Source organism: Bacillus sp. NMTD17 (genome assembly GCF_002998735.1).
GTDB lineage: Bacteria > Bacillota > Bacilli > Bacillales > Bacillaceae > Bacillus.
This window is the reverse complement of the sequence record NZ_PVRH01000005.1, coordinates 177234-195580: the sequence shown is the minus strand read 5'-3', so window position 1 is coordinate 195580 and position 18347 is coordinate 177234. Positions and strand designations below refer to the sequence as shown.

Annotated in this window: 20 protein-coding genes, 1 pseudogene, 1 riboswitch and 1 other annotated feature; of the genes and pseudogenes, 4 read left to right on the top strand and 17 right to left on the bottom strand. The window is 43.2% G+C overall.

Going from position 1 to position 18347, the window contains the following annotated elements; translation table 11 throughout:
• Positions 1-27 precede the first annotated feature (27 nt).
• Positions 28-210: a hypothetical protein gene (locus tag C6347_RS15205; RefSeq protein WP_003216799.1), complete on the bottom strand. Its 183-nt coding sequence runs from the start codon at positions 208-210 to the stop codon at positions 28-30.
• Positions 211-401: 191 nt separating this feature from the next.
• Here C6347_RS15205 and C6347_RS19275 point away from each other — a divergent pair, with 191 nt between their 5' ends.
• Positions 402-548: a hypothetical protein gene (locus tag C6347_RS19275; RefSeq protein WP_164847176.1), complete on the top strand. Its 147-nt coding sequence runs from the start codon at positions 402-404 to the stop codon at positions 546-548.
• Between the two features lie 35 nt (positions 549-583).
• On the opposite strand, the gene thiC is transcribed toward C6347_RS19275, so the two are convergent.
• Positions 584-2344 (bottom strand): phosphomethylpyrimidine synthase ThiC, encoded by a 1761-nt coding sequence (gene thiC, locus C6347_RS15200; protein ID WP_034661590.1) that lies wholly within the window; start codon positions 2342-2344, stop codon positions 584-586.
• Between the two features lie 127 nt (positions 2345-2471).
• Positions 2472-2580: riboswitch (TPP riboswitch) on the bottom strand.
• 236 nt (positions 2581-2816) lie between these two features.
• Between thiC and C6347_RS15195 the strand changes: the two are divergent.
• Positions 2817-3321, top strand: a pseudogene (locus C6347_RS15195) (lysine transporter LysE).
• Between the two features lie 48 nt (positions 3322-3369).
• On the opposite strand, the gene C6347_RS15190 reads toward C6347_RS15195, so the two are convergent.
• The 5 genes from C6347_RS15190 to nadB form a co-directional block, all read right to left on the bottom strand.
• A complete protein-coding gene (locus C6347_RS15190; protein WP_060596878.1) occupies positions 3370-3987 on the bottom strand; it encodes a YhcN/YlaJ family sporulation lipoprotein in 618 nt (205 codons plus the stop codon).
• A gap of 323 nt (positions 3988-4310) precedes the next feature.
• Positions 4311-5660, bottom strand: coding sequence for a SafA/ExsA family spore coat assembly protein (gene safA, locus C6347_RS15185; RefSeq protein ID WP_106071784.1), 1350 nt, complete (start codon positions 5658-5660; stop codon positions 4311-4313).
• A gap of 131 nt (positions 5661-5791) precedes the next feature.
• Entirely contained in the window at positions 5792-6901 is a 1110-nt protein-coding gene (gene nadA, locus C6347_RS15180; RefSeq protein WP_106048525.1) for a quinolinate synthase NadA, read from the bottom strand.
• The gene (gene nadC, locus C6347_RS15175) at positions 6888-7751 is read right to left on the bottom strand and encodes a carboxylating nicotinate-nucleotide diphosphorylase (protein WP_106071783.1); all 864 of its coding nucleotides are present in this window, start codon (positions 7749-7751) and stop codon (positions 6888-6890) included. Before nadC ends, nadA begins: the two co-directional genes overlap by 14 nt.
• On the bottom strand, positions 7733-9304 hold the full coding sequence (gene nadB / locus C6347_RS15170) for an L-aspartate oxidase (protein WP_106071782.1): 1572 nt from the start codon (positions 9302-9304) through the stop codon (positions 7733-7735). Before nadB ends, nadC begins: the two co-directional genes overlap by 19 nt.
• Positions 9305-9401: 97 nt before the next feature.
• Between nadB and C6347_RS15165 the strand changes: the two genes are divergently transcribed.
• Together C6347_RS15165 and C6347_RS19270 are read left to right on the top strand one after the other, a co-directional pair.
• A complete protein-coding gene (locus tag C6347_RS15165) occupies positions 9402-10544 on the top strand; it encodes an IscS subfamily cysteine desulfurase (protein WP_066030595.1) in 1143 nt (380 codons plus the stop codon).
• Between the two features lie 3 nt (positions 10545-10547).
• On the top strand, positions 10548-11090 hold the full coding sequence (locus tag C6347_RS19270; protein WP_060596884.1) for a transcription repressor NadR: 543 nt from the start codon (positions 10548-10550) through the stop codon (positions 11088-11090).
• 24 nt (positions 11091-11114) lie between these two features.
• Here C6347_RS19270 and pheA read toward each other — a convergent pair whose 3' ends face one another.
• The 10 genes from pheA to minD form a co-directional block, all read right to left on the bottom strand.
• A complete protein-coding gene (gene pheA, locus C6347_RS15160; protein ID WP_106071781.1) occupies positions 11115-11993 on the bottom strand; it encodes a prephenate dehydratase in 879 nt (292 codons plus the stop codon).
• Between the two features lie 18 nt (positions 11994-12011).
• The gene (locus tag C6347_RS15155; protein WP_003216269.1) at positions 12012-12455 is read right to left on the bottom strand and encodes an ACT domain-containing protein; all 444 of its coding nucleotides are present in this window, start codon (positions 12453-12455) and stop codon (positions 12012-12014) included.
• Between the two features lie 55 nt (positions 12456-12510).
• Positions 12511-13797, bottom strand: coding sequence for a GTPase ObgE (obgE, locus tag C6347_RS15150; RefSeq protein ID WP_034661626.1), 1287 nt, complete (start codon positions 13795-13797; stop codon positions 12511-12513).
• Between the two features lie 21 nt (positions 13798-13818).
• Entirely contained in the window at positions 13819-14412 is a 594-nt protein-coding gene (locus C6347_RS15145) for a sporulation initiation phosphotransferase B (RefSeq protein ID WP_034661629.1), read from the bottom strand.
• Between the two features lie 256 nt (positions 14413-14668).
• Positions 14669-14953 (bottom strand): 50S ribosomal protein L27, encoded by a 285-nt coding sequence (rpmA, locus tag C6347_RS15140; protein ID WP_003216586.1) that lies wholly within the window; start codon positions 14951-14953, stop codon positions 14669-14671.
• A 12-nt stretch (positions 14954-14965) separates the two neighbouring features.
• Positions 14966-15304: a ribosomal-processing cysteine protease Prp gene (locus tag C6347_RS15135; RefSeq protein ID WP_034661634.1), complete on the bottom strand. Its 339-nt coding sequence runs from the start codon at positions 15302-15304 to the stop codon at positions 14966-14968.
• 14 nt (positions 15305-15318) lie between these two features.
• The gene (gene rplU, locus C6347_RS15130) at positions 15319-15627 is read right to left on the bottom strand and encodes a 50S ribosomal protein L21 (RefSeq protein WP_003216781.1); all 309 of its coding nucleotides are present in this window, start codon (positions 15625-15627) and stop codon (positions 15319-15321) included.
• Between the two features lie 12 nt (positions 15628-15639).
• Positions 15640-15712, bottom strand: a sequence feature (ribosomal protein L21 leader region).
• Positions 15713-15778: 66 nt separating this feature from the next.
• Positions 15779-16648 carry a M50 family metallopeptidase gene (locus C6347_RS15125; RefSeq protein ID WP_060596886.1) on the bottom strand — a complete coding sequence of 290 codons (870 nt, stop codon included), beginning with the start codon at positions 16646-16648 and terminating at the stop codon, positions 15779-15781.
• Positions 16641-17432, bottom strand: a complete 792-nt coding sequence (locus tag C6347_RS15120) for a M23 family metallopeptidase (RefSeq protein ID WP_034661641.1) — start codon at positions 17430-17432, stop codon at positions 16641-16643. Before C6347_RS15120 ends, C6347_RS15125 begins: the two co-directional genes overlap by 8 nt.
• A gap of 109 nt (positions 17433-17541) precedes the next feature.
• Positions 17542-18345 (bottom strand): septum site-determining protein MinD, encoded by an 804-nt coding sequence (gene minD, locus C6347_RS15115; protein WP_003216504.1) that lies wholly within the window; start codon positions 18343-18345, stop codon positions 17542-17544.
• Positions 18346-18347 lie beyond the last annotated feature (2 nt).

The following is an 18347-nucleotide window of genomic DNA, read 5'->3' as shown; positions in this document are numbered from 1 at the left end:
GCCGCTCAGAGAGAGCGGCTTTCTGTTTTAATCTGTTTCTACGTGGATGCTATTCACATTTAATAAGTTAATGATTTCATTATTCAGCTTAAACCAATGATTGGCTTCTTCAATTTTCTTATACACATCATAGGTAGCTGGGCGTTTTAGCTCGAAATCAAGCACTTCCCCATTGTTCATATGAAATGTTACCTTAAATACTTTCATCATAAGATCACCTTCCACTCTTTCTTGTTAGCTGGCCAAATAGATCGGCTCTTTTCATTCATTCTCTATTCAACACGTTTCCCCTCCTTCTTTCCTTTCAAACACAAGAAGTTTAAATTTTGTTTAAATTCAAACAACATCTCTATCCCTCTGCTTTGCAAAGAAGTATATTATTTAAAAAGGAGGCTGTCTTCATGAAACGGCAAAAGAAACGAACATCTCCCGAAAGACAAACCGTCTTTTTTCATTTAACAGATGCCCTCATTCCGAGTTTGGACATGATGGTACTTGCATTAAAAGCATTTTTCCACCTCTTAAGAAAAGCCTTTTCCGCCATCTGATAAAACCCCGCACAACATACGTGCGAGGTTCTTTTTTAGGATGAATAAATTTGACTTCCTTGGCTGATAAACTCTTTCGCCTTCTTCTCCATCTCTCTTTTCACTTCTTCTGATTGATTGCGAATATCATGGGAAATTTTCATACTGCAAAACTTCGGTCCGCACATCGAGCAAAAATGGGCAGTCTTAGCGCCTTCCGCAGGCAATGTTTCATCATGGAACGCCATAGCTCTTTCTGGATCAAGTGACAGGTGGAATTGGTCACGCCACCTAAATTCAAACCTCGCTTTCGATAAAGCATCATCGCGCTTTTGAGCAGCAGGATGTCCTTTTGCTAGATCAGCGGCATGTGCGGCAATTTTATAGGCAATCACACCTTCTCTCACATCTTCTTTGTTCGGCAGACCTAAATGCTCTTTTGGCGTCACATAGCATAGCATCGCTGTTCCATACCAGCCGATCATGGCCGCACCGATGGCGGATGTAATGTGATCATATCCCGGGGCAATATCTGTTGTAAGAGGCCCTAACGTATAAAATGGTGCCTCTTTGCAAATCTCCATTTGCTTGTCCACATTCTCTTTGATTTTATCCATCGGAACATGTCCAGGCCCTTCAATCATCACCTGTACATCATGTTTCCAAGCGATCTCTGTCAATTCACCTAACGTTTCAAGCTCTGCAAACTGCGCCTCATCATTGGCATCAGCAATCGAGCCTGGTCTCAGACCGTCTCCAAGTGAAAAAGCAATATCATACGTTTTCATAATCTCACAAATGTCTTCGAAGTGGGTATAGAGGAAATTCTCTTGATGATGGGCAAGACACCACCTTGCCATAATGGCACCGCCTCTTGAAACAATTCCGGTCACCCGATCGACTGTCAGCGGAATATACCTTAACCTCACGCCCGCATGAATCGTGAAGTAGTCTACTCCTTGCTCTGCTTGTTCAATTAATGTGTCTCTGTACACGTCCCACGTCAAATCTTCTGCCACTCCATTTACTTTTTCAAGCGCCTGATAAATGGGAACGGTTCCTACTGGGACTGGGCAATTCCGTATGATCCATTCTCTCGTTGTATGAATGTCCTTTCCTGTAGACAGGTCCATCATGGTGTCTGCACCCCATCTGATCGCCCATGTCATCTTTTCTACCTCTTCATCAATGGATGATGTCACAGCTGAATTGCCAATATTCGCATTGATTTTGACGTGAAAATGCCTTCCAATAATCATCGGTTCACTTTCAGGATGGTTAATATTCGCTGGAATGACTGCTCTTCCGCTGGCTACCTCCTCTCTCACAAACTCAGGGCTTAGCTCTTCTCTTAACGCGATAAACTCCATTTCAGGCGTAACAATACCTTTTTTTGCATAATGCATTTGCGTCACACAGGCACCTTGTTTTGCGCGGAGCGGCTCATGATGAAAATCAGTATGAACATGATGAAAGGACTCTTTTTCCTTAGAACGATATCCGTTATCTTCTGGTTTCACATGGCGCCCTTCATAGCTTTCTGTATCCCCTCTTTCTTCGATCCATGCTGCCCTAAGGCGTTTTAATCCCTTAGTGACATCAATATGGGCTCTCTCATCGGTGTACGGTCCACTCGTATCGTACACACGAATCGGTTCATTTTGAATGTTCCCCGCCTGTGTCACAGTTTTTGAGAGGGCAATCTCCCTTTTTGGCACTAAAATGTCAGGTCTTGATCCTTTCTCATACACCTTTCGGCTGCCGTCAAAGCTTGATAATAAGGATTGAGTTGTTGGGGTATTTTTCTTTTCTTTCATTTGCTGTTCTCTCCTTCTCTTCTTGTCACCGGACAGGATGGAATCAGCACCAGCAAAAAAACCAGGCTCTATGAACAGAACCTGGTTTCGTCGACAGAAATAAACATGAATGTCATTCATATGACCCATGTATCATCTTCAACTTCCCCACGCTGGTACGAGCCAGATCAGGTCCAAAGGGTTAAGAAGCATACACTTCTCTCTCAGCCCAACTGCGGGCACCCCTAGTCACATTTATTGATTTCCACAACAGTGTAGCATAGAGATGCCATGAAAAAAAGAAGTTTTAGGAAAATAGTTCCTTTCCACTACAAAAGAGATACAGCAAGCTTGATATGCACCTTTATATACATCATCTCTCCCAATCATTCGATAAAATATGAAATAATCATTGATCCTTTTCTCCTATTATGTATAGTTAATCTAAACTGAGAATTTTTATACAAATTTTCCCAAAGGAAGTTCTAGTCGATTGCAAACATTTCTCGCATTTATCGTCGTAGGATTGTCAATTCCTCTGCCAGTTGGAGCGATCACGGTTGAAATGACAAAAAGGGATTAAAAAACGGATTCTTTCATGGATGCTGAATTTGCTCAGTTTTTATCACTGCCATTTGTCCAAATCCCGCTCTGGCTGATCGGAGCAGTATTCTTAATAATTCGGATCAAGACATCCATTTAGCTGGCGAAAAAGTCAATAAATCATTCGCAAAAACGTACAGAAACGGCTTGCTTGTTGCGGTGTCCCCTGGAAACCTTGTGTTCTGGGTTTCAGTATTCGGTGCTGTACTGGCAGATGCATATCCAAAAACAGATTCATCTGAATTTATGCTGGCTTCAGGCGGTATTTTGGCAGGGATTCTCCTTCATGACATCGGTCTTCTCCCCCTTGTATCCTTAACAAGAAAGGTATTTTATTACTTGGATTTGGCTGTTTCTTTAACGATTTTTATACAAGCATCAAGGGTTATTTTTAAGAAAAGGCTAAAGTTCTTGAGGAACTTTAGCCTTTCTTATTCTCCAACCTATCGAGTCATGCCTGTTTGGCCTGTTTCAAATTGTGTTCTTCTCATATCTCTAAAGCGTGTGAAAGCACCCTCGTCTTTAATGACTTGGACAGCTCTTCCATCTGCATAACGAGTCGCTGCTTCTTCAACTTGTGATACGCCCTCTGACGTCAAACGTCCATCTGATTTAATGGCAATATACACATTTTCATCTGTCACCATCACCTGTGAGTCTGCAACGTGGTTCATTTTATTGACACGGTTGGCAATTTTTCTTGAACGCTGGACGTTCTCTTGTTTATCGTAGCCAGAGAACGACATTTGGTTATGATAGTTCATATCTCCATGACTGTAGCGTCCATCTCCACCTGCGAGAGGCATTCGATCATCGGCTTGAGGACGGGTGCGATAATCAACATTCGTTGTGTTCCCACCGTTCATCCCCTCCATGAGTTCAGAAACTGGCCCTTGATGATCTTGATTATTGTCAGCCGCACGGTTATTCGAATGATATCCGACTGGCTGACCTGATTGATTATGACGTGTATCTACACCTGCATTATCATTTGTACCACATGCCGTTAACCCAATAGGAAGAAGCACTAATGCGATCGTTTTTTGCCATTTTTGTCTCAAACGAAAAACCCCCTGTACAAATTCAATCTCATGAGCGCGAAACAGGCTCTGTTTTAGCATGTACAGTTTGGGAAAAAATCAAGCTGTCAGTTATAAACAAAAAAAGGAACGATTGAGATCGTTCCTTCCAGATTGTTAAAATGATCTTTATTTTAGCCCTTTGTCTCTTTTTCAGCGTGATAGAAAACCTTTGCAGTCTAGGAAGGGCGAGCACCGGAGCGGAGCGAATTTGACATTCGTGAGCACCGGAGCACAGCCCTGACAACGAATGCGAGGGTTTGTCTACACGCTGAAAGGAACGATTGAGATCGTTCCTTCTGTCATTACTCTTCTTCGTCTTCTTCTGGTCTTGCAAAAACAGATTGACCTGGATATGGCTGCATATAAGGCTGAGCTGGAAAAGCCCCCATTTGGCCATAAGGAACAGGATTCGGATAATGTCCTGGCCACGGCTGATGCTGCTTCATGCCATCATCACATCCGCAGTCTTCCTTGCCATAAGCTTCATTTGAAACGTTTGGATAAAAGCCTTGATTCACGTTCGCATTGGCATTTGGGTGCATATGGTGGTGCCAGTGATGCCCGTCGTTTGCATGATGTTCATAATGTTCCCCGTAATAAGCTGGCGCTTGATACGCAGGATAATACGGTTGAGCTGGGTATGGATATGGCATCATGTGATGGTGATAATATGGCTGGACAGGATAACAAAGACCTGAACCTGGTAAAATTGGCGATGCTGGCACCATTTGTTGCGGGTATGGATACATTGCCGGCATGTAATGTCCATGACCAAAACCATAATAAGGATCATATGAATCATGATGCTGGTGATGGTGATGATGCTCTTTATTCTCAGCCATTCCTCCTACCGCTGCGCCTCCAACATTCGGCATTTGCGGGAAATTAGGAAGGTTTGGGTAATTGCTTTGCTCCATATCTTTTCCCTCCTCCTTTTGATGCGGAATATGAATAAACGGATCATACCCCTTTGCCACTTCATCTTTTAGATGGCCTTTATTTTCATCATAAAAATGGTCCTTGTTATTTTTATGGTCCTTATTTTCATGATGAAAATGTTCCTTGTTATCTTTATGGTCCTTATTTTCATGATGAAAATGGTCCTTATTATCTTTATGGTCCTTATTTTCATGATGAAAATGTTCCTTGTTATCTTTATAGTCCTTGTTTTCATGATGAACATGATCTTTGTGATCCTTTTTGTCATGAACATGATCTTTCTTTTCATGAACGTAATCTTTTTTCTCATGATGTTCTTTTTTGGGAGGAGGCGTGAATGGCTGGTAGAGATTGGTCTGATAATAGTTCACATCGACTTGTGGAAAAACTGGATGCTCGATCTTTGGCACTGGCGGTACATAAGGTACCGGTTCATTTGGCTTTTCTTTCGGCTTCGTATCTTGAACTTGCACGACATCTTTTGGCTTTTCTTTCACATACGGATGTTCTTTCGGCTTTGGCATTTCTTTTGCTTTGTGATGATCTGTTTTTACAGGAACACCACTAGATGGAATCTTGATCTTCATACCCGGCATGATCAAATCTGGGTTACTGAGTTGTGAATTTAGTTTTTTCAATTCTTGAAAGTCGACTCCGTATTTCTTTGAAATTTTCCAAAGGGAGTCTCCTTTTTGCACAATATGAATTTTCAACGTTTTCCCCTCCTATGCAAAACGTGAACGTAACGGTTATGTCAGAAGTACAATATGTTTCACCATAAATTTATGCCTATTTACAAGCCGATATGATAAAAACTTGTTTTCTGATAGGAGGGGCTGATTTATTATTTAATGGCGAGCATTTTATTCAGTGCAAGTAAAGCCTCTTTGGTAATGTCTTCATTGACCTGAATCAAACCGACCGGATCACCTTTATCAATGCTTTCTAGTGACCATAACAAATGAGGAAGATCGATCCGATTCATGGTCAAACATGGACACATATCCGGATTGAGGGATTCAATTTGTTTATCTGGATGCTGATCGATTATCCGCTTGACTAAATTCATCTCTGTTCCAATCGCCCACTTGCTTCCTGCTGGCGCTTCCTTAATCGTATCAATAATAAATTTCGTTGAACCGGCAAGATCAGAAGCCCTGACGACTTCATGCGTGCATTCTGGATGGACAAGGATTTGAATGTCACGGTCTCTTTTTCTCGTTTCTTCAATATTCCGCACCGTAAATTTCTCATGGACAGAGCAATGGCCTTTCCATAAAATCATCTTGATGCGAGAAAGCGGCTGATCGGTGATGAGCTTTTCTTCTATTTGATCCCAGACAGCCATTTCTTCTAGTGAAATGCCTAAATCGAATGCCGTATTACGCCCTAAATGCTGATCAGGGAGAAACAGAATCCGCTCTTTTTGTGTGAGCGCCCACTCCAGCACTTTTTTAGCGTTTGACGATGTAACAGTCGCCCCGCCATGCTTGCCGACAAATGCTTTAATATCCGCTGTTGAGTTGACATACGTGAGCGGTAGGATCGTATCTCCAAACAGATCAGTGAGCTGCTCCCATGCTATATCCGTTTGCTTCATGTTCGCCATATCAGCCATTGAACAGCCTGCTCTCATATCTGGCAATAGGACCTTTTGATTCTTATTTGACAGCATATCTGCCGTTTCAGCCATGAAGTGAACACCGCAAAACACAATGTACTCAGCCTCCTGATTGTCCGCGGCTATTTGTGCGAGCTGCAGTGAATCGCCTGTTGCATCTGCAAATTGGATGACTTCATCCTTTTGATAATGATGCCCCGGTATAAAAAGCTTTGATCCAAAGGCCCGTTTAATGTCTAACACACGCTGCTTCATCTCATCAACAGAGCGGTGTTTATATTCTTCTGGCATCATGGCTGCATGTTGATTTGCGAGTACATCAAGCAGTGACATGAGTTGTTCCCCCTTTATGACTGAATTCCATATTCATACTAAAATCAAATGCTGGAGCAGAATGTGTCAAAAAACCAAGTGAAATAAAGTCGACACCTGTCCCCCTGTAACTTGGCAATGTCTCTAACGTGATGCCTCCTGAAGCCTCCGTCAGAATTGTCTCCGGCGTCATTTGTTTAAAACGTTTCACTTCGTCTGGAGAGCAGTTGTCAAACATGATGACATCGGCTTTTGCATCAATGGCTTCCATTAGCTGCGTTTCTGATTCAATTTCTACTTCAATTTTCACCATATGACCGGCATATGCTCTTGCTTTATCTACAGCTTCACGAATAGAGCCGCATGCGGCAATATGATTATCTTTAATCATCACTCCATCTGATAAGTCGAAGCGATGATTCTTTCCGCCTCCTGTCTTCACAGCGTATTTCTCTAACATGCGCAAGCCGGGAGTCGTTTTTCTCGTATCACAAATCGTAATCGACGGATCCGCTAATCGCTGCACCGCTTCATGTGTTAATGTGGCGATACCTGTCATGCGCTGCAAAACATTCAAAATGACCCTTTCTCCTTTTAATAAGTCGCTGACCGGCCCCTTTATTTTCGCCAGCACAGCGCCTGAATGAATCCAATCACCTTCCTCAAAAAACAACTCAGCTTGAATCTGTTCATTCAGCAGGCGGTACCCTATGTCAATGACTTGAGAACCTGCCAATACACCCGATTGTTTTGCGATGATGTATGCTGTTCCTTTCTTTTCTCCAAAAATGGCATCAGCTGATACATCTCCAAAGCCAATATCTTCTGTGAAAAAATGAGTCATCATTTGTTTTAACTGTAAACGTTCCATTTGGCACCGATCCTTTCATTTTTCATCATATGAATGTGGCCTTTTTCATGGACAATCTGCATGCCCCGCCACAAAGCATCATTCCGATTTGGATAATCCATTCGAAAATGGCCGCCTCTGCTTTCTGTACGAAGTAATGCAGACTTCACAAGGCAAATCGCTAATGCCCATTGATTGCTTAATTCGATCTGTTCACTTGTGATATTCTTCACATTCGTTTGCTGATAAGGGACTTGCTGTAATACTTGAAGCAAGGCCTTTAGCCCTTTTTCGTCTCTTACAATTGCGGCATATGTCATCATCCATTGTCTCAACTGATCCTCTGAAATCGCTGGGACGGACCATACTTCTTGAATAGAAAAAGATGGGACTATTTTTTTCTGTTTAGGTACCTGTTCAATTCTCCGTGCCGCTTTTTGTCCTAAAACGAGACCTTCCAAGAGAGAATTACTCGCTAATCGGTTCGCTCCGTGTAAGCCTGTACAGGCCGCTTCTCCGATAGCAAAAAGAGATGGAACAGTGGTTTCTCCATATTCATTCACGCAGATTCCGCCCATTAAAAAATGCATACCAGGGGAAACTGGGAGCCTGCCGCTTGCCATATCGACACCTGCCCGCTGACACATCGCATTAATTGCTGGAAAACGAGCTGAAAAATGTGGAATCTCGCGGATATTGAGATACAGATCATGACCTAATTGCTGCTCATGAAAAATAGCTCTAGCGACCACATCTCTAGGCGCTAAATCAGCTTGTGGGTGAATGCCTTTCATCATCCTCCTGCCTGTTTCATCTTCTAAATAGGCTCCCTCTCCCCGGACTGCCTCTGAAACGAGACCGACTGCTTTTCCAGCGATCGTCAAGAGGGTGGGGTGGAATTGAACAAATTCAAGATCTGCTAATTGTGCCCCGGCTCGATAGGCCATCATCAGTCCGTCTCCTGTTACAGAAGGGTCATTTGTGTTTGTTTCATATAGGGAGCCGCAGCCGCCCGTGGATAAAACAACTGCATCTGCGGTCATGGTATGGACGTGTCCTTTCTCATCTTTCCATACCACCCCTATGCAGGTTCCTTCATGGACCAATAGATCAATGACATGGTGATATTCGTATAAATGAATATGTGAGCCAAGCTGACTTTTTAAATACTGCACGAGGGTTTTGCCTGTTTGGTCTCCTCCTGCATGCAAAATGCGATGAGTCGTATGTGCCCCCTCTTTACCTAATTGCGGCTCGCCCGTCTCCGTCTGATCAAATGGACAGCCTTCTTCTACGAGCTGCTCCACCAATTGCTTTCCACGACTTACGATCTCTTGTACCGCCCTCTCATCATTGTGATCACAGCCGGCAGCTAATGTGTCTTGTACATGCTGATGAACTGAATCCTGTGCTGAAAAGGCAGCAGCGATTCCTCCTTGTGCAAGCATGGAATTACTAGAGGAAAATTGTTTTTTTGTCATCATGATAACTTGGCAGCTTTCTGAAATGGTTTTTGCAAAGGAAAGCGCTGCAATGCCTGATCCCACCACAATGACTTTTTTGATTGATGACACCTTCGCCCCTCCTGTCATTTACAACTGTCTTGACACATATCATTACACAACACTACAATAAATACAAGAAAAAATTTTCTCATAGGAGATGGATGGATTGGTTTATTTAGATTACGCAGCTTCTACACCTGTTTCAGAGGAAGCACTGCATGTTTTTCAGCAGCTAAGTCAAGATTGCTACGGGAATGCAAGCAGTCTTCATGATGCAGGTGGAAGAGCAAATGACATACTGACTTACAGCAGACAATCATTCGCTGCCATTCTTGAGGGCGAACCAGACGGCATCTACTTTACAAGCGGCGGAACAGAATCCAACCTTCTTGCGATTCAATCGATTGCAAATGGTCTGCCAGCACACAGGCAGCATGTCATCACAACTTCTGTAGAGCACCCTTCTGTTCATCATGCGGTTAGTAGCTTAGAGCGTCTTGGCGTGAAGGTCACAATCATTGAACCGAATCAAGATGGGATCATCACTAAGGACATTCTCAAAGAAGCATTATTGCCTGAAACAGGACTAGTATCTATTCAGCATGCTAATTCAGAAACAGGGATTATCCAGCCGCTTGCTGAATTAGCACCCCTTTTAAAAGAAAGGCACATACTTTTTCATACAGATGCCGTGCAAACATTCGGAAAGATTCGTGTGTCCATCAAGGAGCTTGGGGTTGATGCCGTTTCCATCTCTAGCCATAAAGTGTATGCACCTAAGGGCGCTGGTGCTGTCTATATGGGCGCACATGTTGCTTGGAAGCCTTTATATTCAGGTGCAGTTCAGGAAAATGGCTTCCGCCTTGGAACAGTGAACGTTCCATGCATCGGTGCTTTTGCTGCTGCGAGCGAACAATTGATGCTTAAGCTAGATGAGCAGCATCAACAGAATGAGCTGCTTCGTGATTATTTTCTTCAGCAGCTGAAAATGAGACAACTTCCTGTTCGTACACTTCAAAACAATGGCAATCGCCGCATGCTGCCTCATATTATTGGTTGTTTTTTTGAAGGGTTTGAAGGACAATATGTAATGTTAGCATGTAACCGGCATGGGATTTGTATATCGACTGGAAGCGCATGTGCTTCAGGTTATCATCATCCTTCCCCCGCTGTGAAGGCATTGCACATATCAGATCGTGATGCCCTTCAATTCATTCGACTATCATTTGGATCGAAGTCATCAAAAGAGGACATCGATCAGCTTTTGCATACATTTGAACAATTGCAAAAGGAGAAGAAAGGAGCATAAGACGTGGAGCAAGAGAGGAAACTAATTGGCGAAGAGAGAAGAAACGCCATTTTAGAGTGGCTGAAAGAAACAGATACACCGCTCACCGGAAGTTTTTTGGCTAAAAAGGCGGCTGTCTCTCGACAAGTCATTGTACAAGATATGTCACTATTAAAAGCAAAAAACGAACCCATTATTGCCACAAGTCAAGGCTATGTGTATATGGCACCGCAGCATGCGCCAGAAAGAGAAATTGAACAAATCATCGCCTGCAAGCATGATCCTGTTCGCACAGAAGAGGAACTGACCTTGATTGTAGACTTTGGTGTGACAGTGAAAGATGTGATCATAGAGCACCCTGTTTACGGTGAACTAACGGCCTCTATTCGCGTCAGTACTCGCAAGCAAGTAGCTGATTTCGTTCATCACATTTCTAACACGGGCGCCTCCTACTTGTCAGAACTAACAGACGGCGTGCATTTACATACACTCACTTCTTACAGTCAAAAGCAGCTTGACCAAGCCATTCAAGCGCTCGATGACGCTGGTTTTTTAATTAAAGACTAAAAAAATAGTGTCCTGCAAGGGACACTATTTTTCATTCGCTAGTTCATATGTTTGGTAGCTGCCGAGCAGTTTGACCTCACAGCCAATCGCTTCTAATTCCTGAATCGCGCCAGGGACAAGGACATCATCCATTTCTTTTTCTATATCTATAATAAATAAATAGTGTCCAAGACCTGTTTTTGTCGGACGAGATTCAATTTTTGACAAGTTGAGATTCCGCCAAGAAAAAGCAGATAACACGCGATGCAATGCACCTGATTGATCATCCTTTGGCAGACTGACCACAATGGTCGTTTTTGGCTTCGATGAGAACCCAGCATTCATTGGGAACGACGCCTTAGGATCTTTATGTAAAATAACAAAGCGTGTATGATTGTGCGGATAATCATGAATGTCTTTTTTTGCAATCGTTAAACCATACGTTTGTGCGGCAATTTCATTGGCAATGGCCCCAGCAGCCTCATCCGGATGCTCACTGATATATTTTGCTGCATAACCTGTTGATTCTACTGGACGATGCGGAATATCTGGGTACTGCTTTTTCAGAAATTGATGACACTGGGCAATCGCGTGCGGATGTGATTGGATCACATCTAATGTCTCCCAGCTTTCCGCTCTTGATGGGTGGACAAGCAAATGCTGCCGAATCGGTGCTGTCATTTCACCAACAATGGACAGCGCTTCCTCATGAATTAAATAATCAATCGTTAAGTTCACAGATCCTTCGAGTGCATTTTCAAGTGGAACGACCGCCAAATCTACTTCGCCTTTTGACACAGCATCCATACATTGCGGAATCGTTGCATAGGCACGCTGCACTGCATCTGTTGGAAAGCAAGAGCATACGGCCAAATGAGTAAATGTTGCCTCTGGTCCAAAATAACCTACAGTTAATTGCTTCATCTGCTATGATCTCTCCTTTTACGCCCCAGAACCTAGAATTTCAACTTTTTCGACAAATTCAAGTTTTCTTAATTGATTCATGACTGTATTGATATCATCTGCCATACCAGCCGTGCTAATGGATAGGGTGACATTCGCTCTTCCCTGCAGCGGAATCGTTTGGTGAATGGATAACACATTACAGCCAGAGTCCGCCACAATTTGAAGCAGCCTTGACAGAGCCCCAGACCGATCCTCAAGGTGGAAAAACAATGTGATGATCTGCTCTTTCACCATTGTATAAAATGGAAAAACAGCATCTCTGTATTTATAAAAAGCACTGCGGCTTAAATCCGCTTGTTGAACAGCATCGGCAACTGAATCCGCTTTTTTGCGATCGAGAAGCTTTTTGACTTCAAGCGTTTTTCGCATCGCATCTGGAAGGACATCCTCTCTTACTAAATAGAACGTTTCTTCTTTCACCTGTTTTCTCCCCTTTTAAAAACGGGAGAGCCCATGGACTGGACCCTCCTTTTGATCAATCAATAAATTCAAATTCAAATTCAAGCAGACGAATGATGTCGCCGTCTTTTGCACCACGCTCACGCAAGGCATCATCGACACCCATTCCGCGCAGTTGTCTAGAGAATCGTTTCACGGACTCATCTCTTGAGAAATCTGTCATCTTAAACAGTCGCTCAAGTGCTTTACCCGTTATGACAAACGTACCGTCAGGATCTCTTGTGATCTCAAATGGCGCGTCTCCCTCATCAAACCTGTACATCACGCGGTTATCAGACAGTTCCTCTTCATTATAGAGCGGGAATTCCGGTGTTGTTTCAAGCTGATTGGCGATTTCAAATAAAAGCTCACGAAGCCCTTCTCTTGTGATCGCACTAATTGGGAACACTTTATAGTCATCCGTTAATTTTTCTTTAAATGCCGCTAGATTGTCAGCTGCTTCTGGCATGTCCATTTTGTTCGCTACAATGATTTGTGGACGCTCAGTCAATCTCATATTGTATTGCTCAAGCTCTTCATTAATCGTCACATAATCTTCGTACGGGTCACGCCCTTCAAGTGCTGACATATCAATGACATGGACAATAACCCGTGTCCGCTCAATGTGGCGTAAAAATTGATGACCTAAGCCAACGCCTTCGTGCGCTCCTTCGATCAGTCCTGGCAGATCCGCCATGACGAAGCTTCGGTTATCATCTGTTTCGACAACTCCTAGGTTCGGCACAAGCGTTGTGAAATGATAATCCGCAATTTTCGGTTTCGCAGAAGAGACAATTGAAAGCAGTGTCGACTTCCCGACACTTGGGAAACCAACAAGTCCAACATCTGCAAGTACTTTTAGTTCTAAGATGACGTCACGTTCTTTTCCCGGCTCACCGTTTTCAGAGAGCTGCGGTGCAGGGTTTGCCGGTGTTGCGAAACGTGAATTTCCACGTCCGCCTCGTCCGCCTTTTGCAATGACTGCCCGCTGTCCATGCTCTGTTAAGTCAGCGAGTACTTGTTCCGTCTCTGCATCTGTCACGACCGTACCGGGCGGAACTTTGACAATCATTTCTTCCGCATTTCGGCCATGCTGGTTTTTACTCATTCCATGCTCGCCGCGATCCGCCTTAAAATGGCGCTTATAACGAAAGTCCATCAACGTTCTGAGTCCTTCGTCTACTTCAAATACAACATCTGCACCATTTCCGCCGTCGCCGCCAGCTGGCCCGCCTTTTGGCACATATTTTTCACGACGGAACGCCACCATACCGTTTCCGCCGTCACCGCCTTTAACATACACTTTAACCTGATCTACAAACATAACTTCCTCCGTTTCTCTGCATCACATATCTCGTTCTTGCCTCAAACAAAGCTCAATCATGGACTCATGACTTGTCACATGAAATTGAGCTACACTCATACATGGATAGTTTGCGTCATGAAACGCATTTAACGCATCCAAACTTGTTAATTTTCCTTTGAAATCAAAATATAAGACCACATCATTCTCTTCTTGATCTGTTTGGAACGTGACCGTTAAATGATTTTCAGTTTTTTGGCAAACTGATTGATCGAATATCGAAAACAACTCCTGTGATACCGTTAGTAGCTGCGATTCATATGCTGATAAGTCTCGGGTTTCACCAAGCACTTCATATTCTAGGGTGATAAAATGCGACTCCCAATTAAATGTTAGAAAGTAATAGGCCAATTGGGGAATTTTTAAATTTGAGAGTTTGGATTCATGCTGTGCTTCAATGACCATTTCTTCTATAATTTCAAACACCCGGTCATATTTTTCTAATGTCAAGTTGCCCTTGATCAGCTGCAATTTATTCATCCAATCGTGTCTTGAACGACTGAGCAGATAGATCAATTCATTTGTTAATGCAACGTGAGTTAATTTTTCGTTTTGTTTACTTGGTATCTCTTCCATTATCGCACTCCCAATCGTTTGGTCTCTCTTTTAGGAGTCTTATCATCACTATGTCTCCCTGAATTATAACAGAGAAGACAGCATAGAAAAACACTAGTTATGTGAGGAAAGGTTGTTTTTTCTGATCTATAGGAGAAAATGAGGCAAAGTCAGCAAACGTTCTTTGATATTTATGGAGTGCATCTTCTTTTATCATCTTCGATACTACTTGTAAAAAGTGAAAAAAACTCCAGTCAATGACCGGAGTTTTTAGCAATTATTGTGCCGCAGGATATACGCTCACTTTTTTACGGTCACGACCGAAACGTTCGAATTTAACCGTTCCGTCGATTTTAGCGAAAAGAGTGTCGTCGCCTCCGCGTCCAACGTTTTCACCTGGATAGATTTTCGTTCCACGTTGACGATAAAGGATAGAACCACCAGTTACGAATTGACCATCAGCACGTTTAGCGCCTAAACGTTTAGACTCAGAGTCACGTCCGTTCTTTGTAGAACCTACCCCTTTTTTAGATGCGAAAAATTGAAGATCTAATCTAAGCATGAAGTTCACCTCCTATTTTTTTGTAGATATTCTCACATAATCGTGATAATCTCGTTCGATTGTCTCTAAGGAAACGACCATGCCTTCTAAAAGCAGCTGGGCTTTTTCAAAGGATACTGGATCTGTATCAGCTGGCAATTCAAAAGAGAAATAGCCGCCTTCTTCACCAATATCGAGCAGTGGATCCATTCCTGTCAGTGCAATAATTGAATTGACTGAGCCGAAAACAACAGCAGATACACCTGCACAAACGAGATCCTGACCTTTTTCAGCAAACTCGGCATGTCCAGTCATCTGAAAAGACGTAATGCTTTCATCTGCTGCCGACCGAGTAATGGTTGCTTTGATCATATCACTCACACGCCTTAAGCGTTGATTTTTTCGATAACAACTTTAGTGTAAGGTTGACGATGACCTTGTTTCTTGTGGTTGTTTTTCTTCGGTTTGTACTTGAACACAGTAATTTTCTTACCGCGACCTTGTTTTTCAACTTTAGCCGTTACTGTTGCTCCAGCAACTGAAGGGTTACCCACTTTGACAGTGTCTCCGCCGACAAACAATACGTTTTCAAAAGTTACTGTTTCACCTGCTTCAGCAGCTAGTTTTTCAACATAAACAGTTTGACCTTCTTCAACTTTTACTTGTTTACCACCAGTTTCGATAATTGCGTACATCTCTGCACCTCCTAATAAACTCAGACTCGCCGAATACAGGGGGCCTTAGGCTCTTTACACCTGCTTCGCGCGGTTGTAGCACGGGTGCTACATATCCATAACATTAAAAAATATATCAAATTAGACGCAGAATGTCAACGTATTTTCATCACTAGTACGGCAAAAGGAGCTCTTCCATTGAGGAGGTGGTTCTTCGATCTGAAAAATACGCATGGAGCAGTTCATTTTCGTCAAGCTGGCTCATTTTCACGCCATCTCTTTCAATAATAATCGGATGCTTACAGCCTCTTTGGAATCGCGCCATTACTTCATATACTTTTTCCTCAGCGCTCGCTCTCAGCGGAATAAGCTTTTCTACCTTTTGCTCTTTTTTACCGTAATAGCGTTCTAGTAAAAAGCGGACCCTGACGTAATGCCGCTGCCGGTGTTCCATTACGAGTGAATAGGCTAAAAAAGTGAGCAGCACCCAGCCGTTGAATTGCAGCGGCGCAAACAAAAGCAACCCTGCAGTCAATAGAACGAAAAAGACAAGTGAGCCTTTTATGGCAAGGGTATGTGCACGTTGGAAAGGGTAATATGCTGATAAGAGCAAAAAGAATAATTTCCCGCCATCAAGCGGCCAAATAGGCAAAAGATTCACAAGGAAAATCGCCATATTATAAAAAGTGAACATCGTAAAAATGTCGTGCGAAATAAGAGAAGTTTCCATGAAAAGCCATGCCATAAGCTGGAGCGGTACATGCTGGAGCGGCCCGCATAAAATGACCGCCAACTCTTCCTTTAGCGGACGGTTCCCATGCTCTTCTACTTCTACCGCTCCGCCAAATGGCAGTAAAAAAATCCGCCGAATGCGCCAATGATAATAGCAAGCAGCCGCTGCATGTCCAAGCTCATGGACAAAGACGATGATGAGCAGACAAAGCAGCGGCTTGATTTGACCAGAGAGAATCGCAAACGCCATCACAATCCACAGCAGCGGATGAATGTGAATTTTCGTCAGCATGACCAGCCATCTATTCAAAGGTCATCACCTGAATAGGATCGATAAACTGTTCATTTTGCTTAATGGCAAAGTAATACGTGCCCTTTCCTTGATCATCAAGTGAGATCTGGCCAATTTTCTCACCCTTATCGACAAAATCGTATAAGGCCACATCGGCTTCCTTTAATTGACCGTACCAGCTATAGCTGTTATCCGCATGCTGCACGACCACTGTAAGCCCAGTGTCACTTTTCTTTTTTACCTCTACCACATAGCCTTCTTTCATACTGTCAATGGCTTCAGCCGATGTTTCGACTTTGACACCTGCTCCATTTTGCGTAAAGGATTCCTGCACTTTTCCAGAAGCAGGTACAGCCAGTTCTTGGTTCGCTTGTACATCTTTTTGGTCTGCCTTTTTGTCGGTTAAAAAGGCAAGGGGGTTTCCAACTGTTTTCTCAAACCAGTGATTGGCAGCAGCAAATTGAAAATCTTGCTCAAAGGTCTGCGTAATGATCGGCTTCAGCTGCTGAAACGGCCCTGCCTGACCTTTAAATGAAATGGCTGCAATCAACACAAGGGACGCAGATAATAAACATTTAAGCACAAAAGCATTGGGGTTAAATAACGGATGCCGATATTTCTTCGGCTGGTGAGACGACGACTCAAAGGAAGACGACCCTGAATGCTTTTCTTCCTCTGTCAGCATGACCCATGGAGGGATATCTTCTTTTTTCTTGAAAGTCGTCTTCTTAGGTGGAGCAGCTGGCTGCTTCGTTTTGCGGCGCTGCGCGATTTTCTTTCGGTACTCGTCCACTCTTTTCATGAGATCACCCTTTACATACAAACAGTTTGTACATTTTATGTGACGACCTCATCTGATATGCAACAAAAAGACCGATTCTCATCGAATCGGTCTCATCTTACTTGAATGCTTATGCTCTTACACCAAAAAATGCTTTCAGCTTCGCAAACATTCCTTTGTTTTCATCTTCAAATGATTGAAGCGGAACAGATTCGCCTAGTACACGGCGGGCGATATTACGATACGCAATCGATACTTTGTTTTTAGCATCCATGACAATCGGTTCACCATTGTTTGAAGCCTTAATCACGTCATCATCATCTGCGACAATGCCAAGAAGGTCAATCGATAAGTGATGTACAACTTCATCCACATCCATTGAATCGCCACTTTTCGCCATGTGTGTACGAATACGGTTGACAATCAAACGAGGTGGTTCGATATCTTCTTGTTCTAACAAGCCGATGATACGGTCAGCATCTCTCACAGCTGAGATCTCAGGCGTCGTCACGACAATTGCCTTATCTGCACCAGATACAGCATTTTTAAAGCCTTGCTCAATTCCAGCAGGGCAATCAATGACGACATAATCAAAGTCTTGTTTCAATGATTGAATTAATTCTTTGATCTGCTCCGGCTCTACAGCCGTTTTATCGCTTGTTTGAGCAGCGGGTAAAAGATACAAAAGATCCTCAAAACGCTTATCTTTTACAAGCGCTTGGTGAATTTTACATCTTCCTTCTACTACATCGACTAGATCATAAATAATGCGGTTCTCAAGCCCCATCACGACATCTAGATTCCGAAGGCCAATATCGGTATCCACTAGACACACTTTTTTCCCTTGAATTGCTAGTGCTGTGCCTAAGTTTGCAGATGTTGTTGTTTTGCCAACGCCGCCTTTTCCTGAGGTAATCACAATAGCCTCGCCCAATT